Below are 14,670 nucleotides of genomic sequence, written 5' to 3' on the forward strand. Positions count from 1 at the left end.
TGATTAGTTAATTATTTTTACTTTTTATTTTCCTGTTAATATGTTCAAGTCCGTAACTGCCATCAGGTAAGACAATTGCGCCGCGTACATATCCGCTTCGGCCTTTGCCAGTAATGACCTGGTATTGAACAGGTCCGTTGTCATATTCTTGCCGGCTGCCTGTTTATCTTCCTGTAGCTTCAGTTCCTCTTTCCGGTAAACTACTGCCTTTTGCGCCACGCCAATTAAAGCCTGCGCCTGGTTAATTTTACGGTAAGCTTTGTCAATATCATTGCTTACCCGGTCGCGGGTGCTTATGATATTTTCCTCGGCCTGTCTGAGTTGAAACTGTCGCTGCCTGGTTATTTGTTTGTTTGAAAAAATACCCTGCAGGTCCCATTTAAAACTTATTCCGACAAAGGGATTATTAGCTGGTGTTATTGCGTTTCCGAATTGGTGCGCAAAACCGCCAACCAATCCAAGGTCAGGAATATTACTTTGTTTGGAAGCTTTTATCCCTAATAAAGCTTTTGACCTGTTCAAATCAGCTATCTGCAAATCGGCATTTGAGCTTTTTGCGGTGTTTTTGTATTCGTCCACTCCGTTTAGGGACTGGATAGCAGGATCAACTTCCTGTAATTTCAATGAGGTTGCGTTAATCCCGGTGATATTAATTAAATCGCCGGTGTAATCCTGGATTTGTATATTTAATTTCAGGATATTTTGTTCCCGGTCCGCAACATTAGCTTGCAGGCCGGCCCTGTCTGCTGTTATGGCTTTGCCTGCCAGCATAGCGTTTTCTGCATCATTGAGTTTCGATTTTGCCAACTCAAGATCAGCTTTGGCTTCCTCTACCTGCTTTTGCGTGATCAAAATGATATAGTACAATTGCTCAGTTGACTGTTTGATTTGCAGTGAAAGCTTAAACTTCTCCTTTTCAGTTAACCGCACATCTGTTTTATCTGCCTCCAGCCCGGTTTTTATTTTTGCCTGCTGTGTAATGGGCTGGTAAGCTAATATCCCTACAGTAGAGGCATTGTGTTCGCCTACGGTGAAGCTTCTATCTGTAGTGGGGCTTGATTCACTTATGGCACCTGCAGGGATTGTCAGCTCACCTAAATTAAAATTGTGCAGGTAGTTACCGTTCAAGGTTGTTGAAGGATATCTTTTGATTTTGTCCTCATCGATTTTTGCCAGCTTCTCTTTGATCTGCCATTCTTTAATGGCAAGCGTATGGTTGTTCCTCAATGCAGAATCGATTAGCTGCTCCAGGGAGTACGATGGTAGCTCCTGCGCCCACAATGAATTGCAGCAGCAGGCGAAATACACCGGAAAAAGCAAAAGGAATTTTATTAAATGTTTCATTTGATTAATGACTTTTATGATTTTCTGTTATTTCTGTTATTTCTTTTTTGGGCTTGACCCAGCCTATGTAGAGTACGGGTACAGTGATCAATGCCATCACCATGCTCCATACGACACCAAATGCCAATACGCTTGCCAGCGGCGCCCACATCGCCGATCCGGAGATGATCATAGGTAATACCCCGATTGCTGCCGCCATTGCGGTAAGGAAGATGGGCCTTAAACGCCTTTTGCCGGATTCAATGGCCGCTGTTTTATGATCAAGCCCGTGTTTGATCAGTTCATTGGTATGGTCTACCAGGATGATGGCATTTCGGACTACAATTCCTGACAGTGCGATCAGGCCTATAAATGCGGTGAAGCTGAAATAGTTTCCTGTTACAAACAAGCCTGATATGGCGCCGAACAGGCTCAATGGAATGCTTAGCATGACTATTGCAGCTTCTTTGAGATGCTTGAATTGAAACAGCAGGATGAAAAATATAAGTACCAGGCTCACTAACAATGCAGCAATTAACTGACCCAGAGCCTCCTTTTTGTTAAAATCCTCGCCACCGTATTCGATGTGATACCCGTCAGGCAGTTGCAGCTTAGCTATCGTGGGCTGTATAGCCGCAAGCAGTTCCGAAGGAAGTACATCTGGCGTTGTTTCGCTCTGTACGGTAAGTGTCCTTACGCCGTTGCGGTGCATAATACGGCCTGTTTGCCAATGCGGGGTCAAATCCGCGATCTGCCTTAACGGAACATCGGCACCTGTAACCGGTGATTTTAAATAGATGTTCTCCAGGTCGCCGGTAGTCTGCCGGCTTTTTTTATCCAGCCGCAATACAATATTGACAGGGTCATTACCCTCATACATGGTAGAAATGGCAGCGCCGCTAAAACCGGTATATACCGATTGAGAAATGCTGGTGGTGGTATATCCCAAACGACTGGCTTCTTCTTTTAATTTGATGCCGATACCGTAATAATCTTCATGAAAGTCGCTTCTTACAAAACGGCTGCCTTTGGCCTGTTTTATGATGTTAGTTACTTCGGCAGCTATTGTTTTCAGATGATTAATATCCTCGCCGATGATCCTGACTTCAACCGGGGCTTTCAGCGATGAGCCCTGCTGCATTAATTTCACATAGGTGGTGCCTTCCGGTATCAGCTTGCCCACCTTGGCACTTAACTCTTCAGAAAGCTGGTCAGTGGTTTCGTCCGTAGTGGTGTTGATGAGTATTTGGGCATAATTACTGGTCGGGAACTCCGGTGAAAAGTTATAATAGAACCTCGGTGAGGATGTGCCTGCGAAAGTTGCATAGGAAACTACACGTTTATCATGCTTTATCAATGCTTCTACCCTCAGGATCGCCTCATTTGTCTTTTCAACCTTTGTTCCCGTAGGCATCCATAGCTCTACAACAAACTGGTTCCTTTCTGCCGCAGGGAAAAATTGCTGCCTTACACCGCCTGCGAACAACAACCCCGCCAGCGCGATAGGTACCAGGCTGCTGGCAATGGTGATTCGCGGATGTTTAACACACCAGTCCAAAAGATCGTTATATCCGTTTTGCATCAAGTCGAGTAACGATTTCTTTTTCTTCTTTTTAGGTTGGTGGTCTGTTTCTTCCGTAGTGCTATCCGTCTTTTCATGCAGGCCCTTTTTAATAAAAGTGTAGCAAAGCAGCGGGGTTAAAACCATGGCCACAAGAAATGAAGAAGCCAGGGCCACCGCAACAGTTATGGGCAGGGCGAAGATAAATTCGCCAACTGTCCCCCGTAATAAGATCATCGGCATAAATGATGCGATAATGGTGATGGTAGCTGCCAGTACAGGTATTACCAGGTCATTGGCACTGCGCCATGCCGCTGTCCACCGCTCAACGCCTTCATCCAGCAGCTCGACATAGTTGTCTGCAATTACAATAGCGTCATCTACCACCATCCCCAACACCAGGATCAAAGCCGCGAGGGATACCTGGTGCAATTCGATGCCCAATGCGGACATTATCGCAAAAGTTACTGCCACCGTCATCGGGATGGCCATTGCCGCTACAGATGCAATGCGCAAAGGCAGCAATAAAACAACTACAATGATCACGGAAACAATGGCAAGGAAAAACTCCCTGATAAAATGTGAGATGTTATGATCCACCACATGCGGCTGGTTAACGATGGTGGTGATCTTTATATCGGAGGGAATGATCTTCCTGGCCTCTTCAATTTTCTTGTCAATGTCTTCGCCAAATTTTACAATGTTGTTCCCTTCATGCATTTGCACAGAAAGCATGACAGCCTTGTTGCCATTTACTGTAATAATGCTCTCCGGGTCCTGGTAATCTCTTTTCAAAGCGGCCACATCGCCCAGCTTAACTACCGAGCCCGACTGCGAGGTACCTACTACCTGGTTGGCCAACTCTGTTTCGGTATTGTAATAGCCGTTAGTATAAAGCGGTACCTTATTGGTATTTGTTTTTACCTCGCCGGTTGCATTGATACTGTTTTGTGATTGCAGCAATTGCACCACCTGTTGCAGGTTTACGCCATACTGGGTTAGTTTTTCTGAAGTTGACGATACTACAATTTCTTCCTGCTGTTCGCCAATCCGCTTTATTTTAGAGGCGGCAGGAACTGTACGGAGGTAATCTTCCAGTTTTTGGGCATAGCGCTTTAATTCCCCATAGCTGGTGTTGTTACTTTCCAGGCCAATTACCAACGCTTCGGTGTCACCGAAATCTGAGTTAACAATAGGGCCTTTTACGCCTTCAGGCAAATCAATTTGCTTGGAGATGAGCAGCTGGTGGCGAAGCTTGCTCCAGAACACATCCGGCTGTTTCAGGTTCTCTGTAAGTTCCACATTGATGACAGCTACACCATCTTTCGTGGTGGAATATGTTTTAGCCTTGTCTACTTCCTCGTACTGAAAAAGATATTGTTCCAGTTTTTTGGTAACCTGTTCTTCTACCTGGATGGAGTTTGCCCCCGGAAAATAGGCGATAACCAATCCCTGCCTGATGGTGATTTTGGGGTCTTCCCTACGCGGCATCGTCAATAACGAATTTACACCGACGGCAAAAAGCAACAATAGTACAGATAAGGTTACATGCTTATATTTAAGCGATGCTTTGATGATATTCATTTCCTGATTATTTAATGATGGTGATTAAAGAGCCGTCAGACAAGCTTTTTTGGCCGCCGGTGACAACCTCGTCGTGATCTGAAAGTCCCGATAAAACTTCAATTTGGTTGTCGGTTACATGGCCGAGGCTTACCCGGCGCTTAAACGCCTTGTTCTGTGCTTTGTCAACCACAAACACGTAACTCTCGTTAGAAAGGTCCTGCTGCACGCATTCGGCAGGGACTAAGATTACCTGCTTTTTATTATTGGCGGCAATGCCGGCCTCGGCGATCATGCCGGGACGGATAATCATGCCCGGATTTTCTACTTCTATTTTTATGGTAAAAGCCCTGGATGTAGCATCGGCTGCCGACCCTACCTCGGTTACTTTACCGGTAAATGTTTTATCAAGAGCGGCAATATTAACATTTGCCTTTTGCCCGATCATAATGCCGTGCAATTCCCCTTCCGGAACATAGGCCAGCACTTTGACCCTCCTGATATCAGCTACCACGAATAGGGGGTTACCCACAGCTACAATCTCACCTACTTCTGCCTGTTTTTTAAGCAGTACGCCGCTGATGGGCGAATAGAGTTTGGTATCCGATAAGTTTTTTTGCTGCATTTGTTGCTGAAGCTGGGCCTGCTGTAACGAAAAGCTGATTTTCGTAAAATCATCTTCGCTCAGGCTCTTGCGGTCATGCAGTATTTTTAAACGACTGAATTCATCGGCTGCAGAGTTGACCTGTACATCGGCCAGTCCTTTGGCAATGGCATAATTGGTTGGATCAAGCGTAGCGATCAATTGTCCCTTTGCAAGGTTGTCGCCCTCTTTAGCAGATTCGTAATTGATTTTACCGGCAACCATAAAGCTTAAATTTACGGTAGTATAGCCTTGTACATTTCCGCTTACAGATACTTCACTGCTTAGGGTTGTTGGTTGTACCTCTTCGGTTTTTACAGCTATCGCGGTGGTATTGCTATCGGAGCTCTCTTTTTTCTTGTTCTTGCAACTTAACAGGAACAAGGCAATAAGGACGGGGTAGAATAGAAAGTGTCTCATTTTGATGATTTTAATTATTCTGAAAAAAATTGTTCGTGGATTTGTATGTGCGTAATGCCCAGAAAGAGCAGGATTTTTTTGATTTCTTCGACGAAAGTCTCATTGCCTGAAATGATAAATTTCATGATCGTCATGGTGTTGGCATTCAGTACCGCCTCGACATCTTCTTGCTCTATATTGCAACAACCGCTGTTCGTTCTCGAATGATAGCTCAAAAAGAACCGGGCCGGAAAATATTTCTGAAGTATTTCCAACTCTCTTTCAAAGGCGTGCTGGTGGTTAAGGGAGCAATAAAACAGGGAGGTATGCTGATGTTTTAGTTCTGCCAGCCGGTGTTTTAATGATGGGAAAATTGAAGCGATACCTAAATCGTCAGCAAAAAATACGTAGTTGGTCCCTAACTCTTTTGTATCTATAAACTCTTGCATCGTTTTAAAAATTTAACAATGCAAAGCAACCGAAGAAGTGCGGGAGTATTTTTAATCTATATTAAAAAGCGAAAACCGGATAAATTATTTTTTTGACCGGATAACGCTTAATGTTTGCTGGGTAATGCCAAGGTAGGACGCGATATGCCCGAGCGGCACTCTTAACAATATGTTAGGATAGTTATCTGTCAGATGTTTGTATCGCTGTTCTGCGGTCTGGAACTGTAATGAGAAAAGTTTGTCAGAAAATTGCTTCAGCGTTTCAATAGCTACCATCAACATCAGGCTCTTGAATGCTTCTACCTGGTTAGATAAAGCATCAAATTCCTGAAAATAAATACTATAAACAGTAGTGTCTTCTAAAACTTCCCTGCCATACGGATCCGATTTGTTGAAATAAACGCTTTCCATAGACATGGTAAAACTGTTCTCGCTAAAGAAAAAATGAGTGATATCTTTCCCTTCTTCATTTATATAAAACGACCGGATCAGGCCCTTTTCGATGAATTGAATTTTTTGAGATCGGTTATCTGGCTGCACCAGGTTAGTTCCTTTGGGAAAAAACTCCTTTTTGAAAGCGGAACTTATTGCAGTACTTTCTTCTGCACTAAGTTTTATTTTAGTATTGATATACTGTATAAGTTCCATTTCTCCAAAAAATATAAACAAAGCTAATCAATACAGAGGAGATTCTCCTACCGGAATCAAAATCATAAATCACAGATAGGTTCAGGTACAGATGATATTTGCGTTTTCTAATGCCGTATCTGTTACTGGCTATCTAAAAATTTATTAGCTCTGATTGTGTCTTGTTTGTTTTAAACTTTGATGCAATAAAAAACTTTAAAAAGCACGTAATAACAGCAAAGTTTTTCTTGTGTTTTATCGCATAACCTTTATCTCCGCCACCTGTCTTATATCTTTTGATGATGATGCAGCCAGGATTTTATAATCGCCGGGTTCAACTATCCACTTATTTTGTTTTTCACTAAAATAAGCAAGATCGTTCACATTAATGCTTATCCTAATCGTAGCCGTTTTTGTGGGCGCTATCAGTACCTTTTTAAATGCCTTGAGTTCCTTTTCCGGCCTTGATACAGACGACTTTACTTTACTTACATATAGCTGAACAGTTTCTTTGCCTTGTATCTTCCCATCGTTTTTTACTTTAAACATAACATCTATTTTATCGCCGGTTTTGTACGTTTTTCTATCTGTTGAAATACCGCTGTATGTAAATCTGGTATATGATAAACCATAACCAAAACAATATAACGGATCTATCTTTTTGGTGTCATACCAGCGATAACCTACCAATATACCTTCCTTGTATTCAGTTGTGCGCTCTTTGCCCGGATAGGTATTTAAAGCAAACGCAGGTGAGTCATGTAAAGTGGCCGGGAAGGTAAAAGGCAGCCTTCCGGAGGGGTTTATATCTCCAGCAAGCATGTCAGCCAGCGCATTACCCGCTTCAGAGCCATTAAACCACGACCAAACTATAGCGTGGCATGATTTTTTGATTTCATTTAAATCATAAGGAGCTCCGGCCATTATAACGATGATGGTATTGGTATTAACAGCGGTTACCGCATTCACTAAAGCCTGTTCACCAAAAGGTAATTCAAGCGATTTACGGTCATGACCCTCGCTCTCATACTCGCGGTTTGACCCTATGCATAAAATGGCTACATCGGCTGTTTTAGCCAGGGCAACGGCATCGGCAATCAAAACCCGGTCTGGTTTGTCATAACCCGCGTTCTGCTCATCGCTGTTACTCGCTTTATAATTGGCTTTATAGCCCTGTGCAAACCTGATATCGGCTGTTTTGCCAAATCTTGCCTTTATGCCTGCCAAAGCCGTAACCTCGTACCTGGCCTTTACCCCAGCGCCATATCCGCCTGAAGCAAAAGTACGTATGGCATTATCACCTATAACCGCAATACTTTTTATTTTATCTGTTTTCAGGGGTAGCAAGTTACCTTCGTTTTTTAGCAGGACTATAGATTCAGATGCAATATCATAAGCGGCTTTGCCATGTGCCTCCGTAGCTATCGACCCGGCAGGATGGCCGGTACTCATGGAGGTATGGTACATAACCCATAATATGCGCCGCACTTTATCATCAATCATCTTTTCTGAAACCTTACCAGCCTTAACCGCTTCAAGCAAAGGTTTGGCAAAGTACCATTGGTCATATGGGCCGCTTGAACCCATCTCGATATCAAGCCCATTGTTCGCAGCCTCAGCGGTATGATGTGTTCCACCCCAGTCAGACATGACGATTCCTTTAAAACCCCATTCCTTTTTTAGCACCTGATTAAGTAGAAAATCATTTTCAGAACACCAATAGCCATTTACCTTATTATAGGCCGACATGATGGTGTAGGCGCTTCCCTTTTGCACTGCCGCCTTAAAAGCAGGCAAATAGATTTCCCGTAATGCCCGCTGATCTATCAATGCGTTGATCTCGCCCCGGTCAATTTCCTGGTTATTTGCGGCAAAGTGTTTAATGCAAGCTGCCACATGCTGGCTTTGAATCCCTTTTACCGATTGAACCGCAAGTTGGGCATTCAGGAAGGGGTCCTCTGAATAATATTCATAAGTGCGACCACAAAGCGGCATTCTACAAATATTAAATGCAGGGGATAACATCACTATCTTTTTACGAGCATTGGCTTCCTGGCCTAAAACAACACCATATTTATTGGCCATCTCCGGGTTCCAGGTGGCGGCTATTGCCGAGCCATTGGGTAAAAACGTAGCTGAGTCCGTTGTCCAGTTAGCCGAATTCCAGTCAAATCGTTTAATCTCCTCGCGTACACCTAACGGACCATCATCACTGGTTAGTTCGGGAATATTCAATCTTTTTACTCCTCCGGATGAAAACAGGGCATTGCCATGCAACATGGCAATCTTTTCTTCCAGTGCCATTTTTTTAATAACACCGCTAATTTTTGACTGTAGCAATAGTTCGCTTTTGTTTTGCGCCGAAACATTAGCAAACATTAAAACCACTATAGTAAAGGTTGTTGCGTATTTTATTTTTATATTTTTCATTGATTGTTTGTTCTGGTCATTCAGTATTCAGCCCAGGCTATCACTTCTTGGGTGGCTATGATCAACGTCGAACTACGTTTTTGATCGGCGGAATTGCTGCAATAACCAATCTTCAAGTACGCCATCTTTTTCTGCTGTCTAATTGAATAAATTCTCCAATTTTATAAAATGGAATAAATAAAATTTGCTAACATTTTATTTGTTGCACTGGACATTAGTACTGATGGATTTTGTTAATTCGGTATAATAATTATTGCATCAATTAGTTTCCTGGTTTGCCTGATTTTTGATAACGCTGATTAACTCCCGCAATAACCCCGTATTTTCATCTAGAATAGTTAGAATGACTTCCATCTTTTCATTTAGTTTTTCCAATTCGGTATTGTTATTCCAAATCCATGATGTGTTAGTCTGAATTAATTCTATTTCAGATCTTAACTCTTCAAATTGTGATTTTTCAATTAATTTATTTCTTTTAAAGTAGCTTATTAACTGTTTCATGCCATCCTTATTTGTATAGTAGTTCCAATGCATTCTAAAATCTATAAACATCTTTTGATTTACGACCATTATACTGATGAATCAAATCCTTATAAACAGGAAGCCTGAAGAATTATTAGCGTAACACAATTAAAACTTCAATTATGCAGCTCATCACTTTTGAAGGCTGCGAATTGCATAATTTATACCTGCTGCGTAGTAGCCATTAATAGGCAGTTATACTTTCGACCTGTCTTTTATACCAAAGTTTTGAGCGTTTTGTAAAAAAGAGCCCGCTTCATGCGACGCAGCTCTTTTCAACAAAAATCGATTGTTTAATTCCAATCCCCGGAAATATCCTTAGCTACTGAAGAATTGGAATTCTTCTCAGCTAAAGGTATTGGAAATAGTAAATTTTTATCTTGAAACGGCTGTGTGCCATCTTCTATTTTTCGTTCAGCGTTAATCGTTTGTTTAGCAATCCCCCAGCGTATCAGATCAAAATAACGGCTTTGCTCACCGGTTAGTTCTAATTGCCTTTCACGCATTAATATGGTCATAGCATCTGCCTGACCACCCAGTGAGGCATAAGCCGGAGCCTTAACACTTGGCCTATTGCGAACCTGGTTAATCAAAGCCAACGGCTGCGCACCGGTATTGCCTTGTTGAATATAGGCCTCGGCCAGCATCAGTAAAACATCAGCATAACGGATTACCTGGCCGTTTATACCACTTGCCGGTCCACCAAATGACGCTTGTTTGTTATAATATTCATATTTAAGCCAGGCGTACCCTTTTGTAGCAAAGGGATAATCTACTGCGCCCCCTGGGGTACATTGCTGGCAATATTTTGTTTGTCCGCCACTTGCGGCATTGCCATAAAAGGTGAAAGCTGCGCGGGGGTCTACGTAATTCACAGATGGGTTTTGTGGGTTAGGGTAGGTGAAAGCCTTAACAGCTGTTGTAGTTACAAGTACATTGTTCCAATCATTAAAACCATATTCCTGCGCGCGGCCAGAATGGGTGGCTTTTCCACCCCAGGTTTCCTGACCGCCAAAAAGGTAGTATTGATTGCCTATACCCCAATCTGTCCATTGCTGGTTCATCACCTGAAAAATGGTTTCAGGATTCAAAGCAGGGTCATCTTGCCGCGGATCATCAAAAAGATCATTATAATTCGTTGCCAGTGTATAACTGAAAGGAGCCTGTGTTAATTTAGTAAGTTCGGCTTGTGCTGACGCCCATTTTTTCTCGTACAAATAGGATTTACCCAAAAGCGCTACTACTGCACCTTGCGTAGTACGGCCATAATCGTCAGCAGACTTGTATGAAACAGGAAGGCCTGCTTCAGCATCTTTCAAATCCTGTTCAATAAATGCCCATATGTCGGCAAGGGGTGATCTTCCAAGGTTAATCTCGGCAGCGGTTGGCTGCTGTATAAACTTGGTACGCAAAGGCACCCTCCCGTACAAATTAACCAGTTGAAAATAGGCATAAGCACGCAAAAATTTAACTTCGGCAATGTATTGTGTTTGGTGCCCTGTCTCTGTAGCATCAGCTGGCTTCCATGAGGTCTGGGCACGATCAATAACAACGTTAGCACGCGCTATTATCTGATATAATGCTGCCCAGGTTTGTCCCATTTGGCTTTGATCGGAACCAAAATTATACTGGGCCAATTGCAGAAGGTCCCCTACCAGGGGCTGATTGTTTTTGGCATCATAACCCAACAAATCAAAAGTATAATACCATTCTCGTGCCCACAAACCCGTATGCAACAAACCGGCGTAAGTGGCCACAACAGCCTGGTTTATGGCAGCATCTGTGGTAAAATAAGTATCATAAGTATAAGCGTTCTTATTAACCAAATCCAAATTCTTCTTACACCCTACCGAGAGAATTAAAAATCCTCCCGCCATAAGAAATTTTATATGTTTTTTCATAATTGTATTTTTATAAATATTACTTAAAATCCTGCCTGTATTCCGAATAAGAATGTGCGCGCCTGCGGAATCTGGCCTGTATCAATGCCGCGGCTAAAAATAGTGTCGTTCGCGTTGTTATCACCACTGACGGTGCTTATCTCGGGATCATACCCTTTATAACCAGTTATGGTAAATAAATTTTGCGCAGCAATATATACGCGCAGTTTACTTAACACATTACCCGAAAACGATTTTAAAGCAGTTTTTGTAAAAGTGTAGCCCAGAGTTACATTACGGGCACGTAAATAAGCGCCATTGTCGATAAAGAAATCTGACGGCCTTACATTGCCAGTTCCGGTTGCGTTCTGCCCTGCTCTTGGCAGCTTAGCATTGTCACCCGATTTTTCCCACCTGTTTAATATCTCGGTTGAGGCATTATGCCCTGTCGCTGCGAAATCCAAAGTAGAAGCCCTCAGATCATTTCCAATCTGCACGCCCTGCACACCTGATAATACTACGTTAAGGTCGAAATTATGGTAGGTAGCACCCATGTTAATGCCATACGTAAACTTTGGAATTGCGCTCCCTAAAACCTGCTGGTCTTTTGAGTCAACAATGCCGTCGCCGTTCAGGTCCTTAAATATAAAGTCGCCGGGGAGTAATCCGGATTGGTAAACCTTAGTCGGATCGCCGGTTTTTTGCTGGGCCTTTTGATTTAATGCATCAATTTCAGCCTGGGTGCTGGCTACATGATCCTCCCTATAACCATAATATGACCCGATAGCAATACCCGGCATAGTCATTGTCTGAACGCTGGTAGTTCCTCCAATTATTGTAGTTGGCGACTGGGGATCTAACGCCAATGTTTTATTATTGTTAAAAGCGCCGTTAATGCTTATGTTATAGCTAAAATCCCTTTTTACCTCAGAACGGTAACCTAACTGAAATTCAAACCCTTTGTTTTGTGCCTTAGCCGCGTTAACAGTCTCATTACTGTTGCTGGTATTTAAGCCCACCCCTAAACTTGGCGGTACAGGTATATTTACTAACAACCCACTGCTTTTTCTATTATAGTAATCGGCGGTAAAAGTTATCTTGTTGTTTAGAAATACCAGATCAATACCGGCATCGGTTTGATCGGTTGCTTCCCAATGCAATTTCGGGTTGGCAATCGTGATAGCCGTTGTTCCATTAACAAATTTCTCCGTCTGGCCAAAAGAATATACCAGGTTTCCCACAGGCGATCCGTTGAATGTTAATACATCGGTTCTGCCAAGATCGATCCGGTTGTTACCTGTACGCCCCCATCCTACACGAAGTTTACCATCGCTGACAAATGGAAATGCTGTTTTTACGAAATTTTCCTGACTGAATCGCCATGCAAAACCCCCGCTCGGGAAATTGCCGTAACGGACTGCCGGGAGAAAGTTCGAAGATCCATCACGCCTTACGCTGGCCGAAAGAATATACTTATCGTCATAAGAATAAATTAAACGTCCATAATAAGATTGCTGGACGCCAAATTGAGTGGCATAACCCGATGACCTGCCTGTTACGGTCACGGTTGGAGCTACACCAATATCCTTTACCGCATCGGTCAGCATACCTGTACCTGTTAAACTGGCAGAGCTACTGGTGCCTGCATCAATGTAACTGGTGCCTGCAGTTAGCGAAATATCGTGTTTACCAAAGGTATGGTTATAGGACAAATAGTTCTCAATAATGTAATAGGAAGAACTGCCGTACGCATGGCCAGCCTGGCGGTCGAAAGCCAATTTATTGGCAGTTACGAAAGGTACCTGATAAGAATCGCTTCCATTGCTGTCATATGTTGCTGATGCCTGCGAACGAAAAGTTAAACCATCTATAATTCTCACCTCGGCAAATATTTGTGGATATAATACCATGTCCTGGCTGCTTTGGGTTTTTAGGCCCAGGTCTGCCAATGGATTTATAGCATTACTGTTATCATCATTATTGGTGAGGATGGAGTAACCGCCCGTAATTGAGGAATCATAAATGGGTTGATAAGGTGCGTATTGAAGCGCGTTACCTATCCCCGCTGTCTGACCCCGCGTTTTGGTATATCTCAAATTTAAGGTTTGTCCGAAATGAAAGCGGCCTAACTTTTCGTCAAGCGAGAACCTGTTATTAAACCTTTTAAAGATATAATCCTTAATCGTGGCTTGCTGGGTTACATATCCAGCCGACATATTATAGGTAACCTTGTCACCTCCGCCGGTTACGCTTACGTCATTTTGAGTCGATAAAGCTGTTTTAAAAATTTCATTTTGCCAGTCGTTCCTGTCAACCAAAACAAACGGTGTGTTAAGTTTTTCCGGTATGGGAACATTGTTGGTAACGGCAACATCTTTAATCAGCTTTACATAATCAGCTGCTTTTAACAGATCGAGTTTTTTGGGTATTGTTGAAAAACCTACCTGTGATGTAAATGATATTTGAGTGGGACCGGCTTTACCTTTTTTTGTTGTAATTATCACAACGCCGTTAGCGCCCGAAGCACCATATATTGCTGTTGATGCAGCATCTTTCAGTATGGTAATATTCTCAATGTCCTGTGGGCTAATCGTATTAAACAAGCCGGCATCACCTTGTATGCCATCAATAACATATAAGGGGCTAACATTAGTAAAAGAACCTGTACCACGTATAATAATTTGCGCGTCTGAACCTGGCGAACCATTCGCAGTAACTACCTGAACCCCTGGCGCCTTACCTATTAATAATTGTGCAGGGCTTGTTGCTGTATTGGCGCCCGCATCTTTTGCTGCCACCACATCGACAGCGCTTACCAGGTTTTTTCTGCGGGCAGTACCATAACCTATTACTACAACCTCGTTCAGGCTGTTAGATGACGGAGACAATACAACATCAAGTTTACCAGACGAAGGAGCAGCTATTTCCTTTTGATCATAACCAACAAAGGAGAAAATTAATGTGCTTCCAGAGGCGGCGCTTATGGAATAGAGCCCGTTAGTGTCTGTGCCTACCGCGTTCGAAGTCCCTTTTATTTTAACAGTTACGCCGGCTAAAGGAGTGCCATTGTCCTTACCCGACACCTTGCCCGTAATTTTTCCTGTTTGGGAAAAGCCGGGCAAACTTATCATTATGGCTGATAAGGTCATCCAGATAAAAATCGGGAATTTTGTTAGTAGTTTTCTTTTCATGAATTTAAAAATTTAAGTGGAATAATTGGCAATTATTAAGGTTTAAGAATAGCTAACTATAGAGTAACCCGGAGCCAAAACG

Annotated in this window: 9 protein-coding genes; all 9 read right to left on the minus strand. The window is 42.8% G+C overall.

Annotated elements, in window-relative coordinates:
• Positions 1-24 precede the first annotated feature (24 nt).
• The gene (locus SNE26_RS17690; protein WP_321555247.1) at positions 25-1,344 is read right to left on the minus strand and encodes a TolC family protein; all 1,320 of its coding nucleotides are present in this window, start codon (positions 1,342-1,344) and stop codon (positions 25-27) included.
• Between the two features lie 4 nt (positions 1,345-1,348).
• Complete coding sequence (locus SNE26_RS17695) at positions 1,349-4,468, minus strand: efflux RND transporter permease subunit (RefSeq protein WP_321555248.1); 3,120 nt, start codon at positions 4,466-4,468, stop codon at positions 1,349-1,351.
• A 7-nt stretch (positions 4,469-4,475) separates the two neighbouring features.
• On the minus strand, positions 4,476-5,510 hold the full coding sequence (locus tag SNE26_RS17700) for an efflux RND transporter periplasmic adaptor subunit (RefSeq protein ID WP_321555249.1): 1,035 nt from the start codon (positions 5,508-5,510) through the stop codon (positions 4,476-4,478).
• Positions 5,511-5,524: 14 nt separating this feature from the next.
• The gene (locus tag SNE26_RS17705) at positions 5,525-5,938 is read right to left on the minus strand and encodes a hypothetical protein (RefSeq protein WP_321555250.1); all 414 of its coding nucleotides are present in this window, start codon (positions 5,936-5,938) and stop codon (positions 5,525-5,527) included.
• 84 nt (positions 5,939-6,022) lie between these two features.
• Positions 6,023-6,586 (minus strand): Crp/Fnr family transcriptional regulator, encoded by a 564-nt coding sequence (locus SNE26_RS17710; protein WP_321555251.1) that lies wholly within the window; start codon positions 6,584-6,586, stop codon positions 6,023-6,025.
• 234 nt (positions 6,587-6,820) lie between these two features.
• On the minus strand, positions 6,821-8,995 hold the full coding sequence (locus SNE26_RS17715; RefSeq protein ID WP_321555252.1) for a glycoside hydrolase family 3 C-terminal domain-containing protein: 2,175 nt from the start codon (positions 8,993-8,995) through the stop codon (positions 6,821-6,823).
• A 258-nt stretch (positions 8,996-9,253) separates the two neighbouring features.
• The gene (locus tag SNE26_RS17720; protein WP_321555253.1) at positions 9,254-9,496 is read right to left on the minus strand and encodes a hypothetical protein; all 243 of its coding nucleotides are present in this window, start codon (positions 9,494-9,496) and stop codon (positions 9,254-9,256) included.
• Positions 9,497-9,810: 314 nt separating this feature from the next.
• Positions 9,811-11,418: a RagB/SusD family nutrient uptake outer membrane protein gene (locus SNE26_RS17725; RefSeq protein WP_321555254.1), complete on the minus strand. Its 1,608-nt coding sequence runs from the start codon at positions 11,416-11,418 to the stop codon at positions 9,811-9,813.
• A gap of 23 nt (positions 11,419-11,441) precedes the next feature.
• Positions 11,442-14,588 (minus strand): TonB-dependent receptor, encoded by a 3,147-nt coding sequence (locus SNE26_RS17730; RefSeq protein WP_321555255.1) that lies wholly within the window; start codon positions 14,586-14,588, stop codon positions 11,442-11,444.
• Between the last annotated feature and the right edge of the window lie 82 nt (positions 14,589-14,670).

Origin of the sequence: Mucilaginibacter sp. cycad4 (assembly GCF_034263275.1) — a bacterium.
Lineage (GTDB): Bacteria > Bacteroidota > Bacteroidia > Sphingobacteriales > Sphingobacteriaceae > Mucilaginibacter.

Coding starts and splice junctions, on each gene's coding strand:
- SNE26_RS17690 (WP_321555247.1), bottom strand. CDS start 1,344: ATGAAACATTTAATAAAATTCCTTTTGCTTTTTCCGGTGTATTTCGCC.
- SNE26_RS17715 (WP_321555252.1), bottom strand. CDS start 8,995: ATGAAAAATATAAAAATAAAATACGCAACAACCTTTACTATAGTGGTT.
- SNE26_RS17730 (WP_321555255.1), bottom strand. CDS start 14,588: ATGAAAAGAAAACTACTAACAAAATTCCCGATTTTTATCTGGATGACC.
- SNE26_RS17710 (WP_321555251.1), bottom strand. CDS start 6,586: ATGGAACTTATACAGTATATCAATACTAAAATAAAACTTAGTGCAGAA.
- SNE26_RS17705 (WP_321555250.1), bottom strand. CDS start 5,938: ATGCAAGAGTTTATAGATACAAAAGAGTTAGGGACCAACTACGTATTT.
- SNE26_RS17720 (WP_321555253.1), bottom strand. CDS start 9,496: ATGAAACAGTTAATAAGCTACTTTAAAAGAAATAAATTAATTGAAAAA.
- SNE26_RS17700 (WP_321555249.1), bottom strand. CDS start 5,510: ATGAGACACTTTCTATTCTACCCCGTCCTTATTGCCTTGTTCCTGTTA.
- SNE26_RS17725 (WP_321555254.1), bottom strand. CDS start 11,418: ATGAAAAAACATATAAAATTTCTTATGGCGGGAGGATTTTTAATTCTC.
- SNE26_RS17695 (WP_321555248.1), bottom strand. CDS start 4,468: ATGAATATCATCAAAGCATCGCTTAAATATAAGCATGTAACCTTATCT.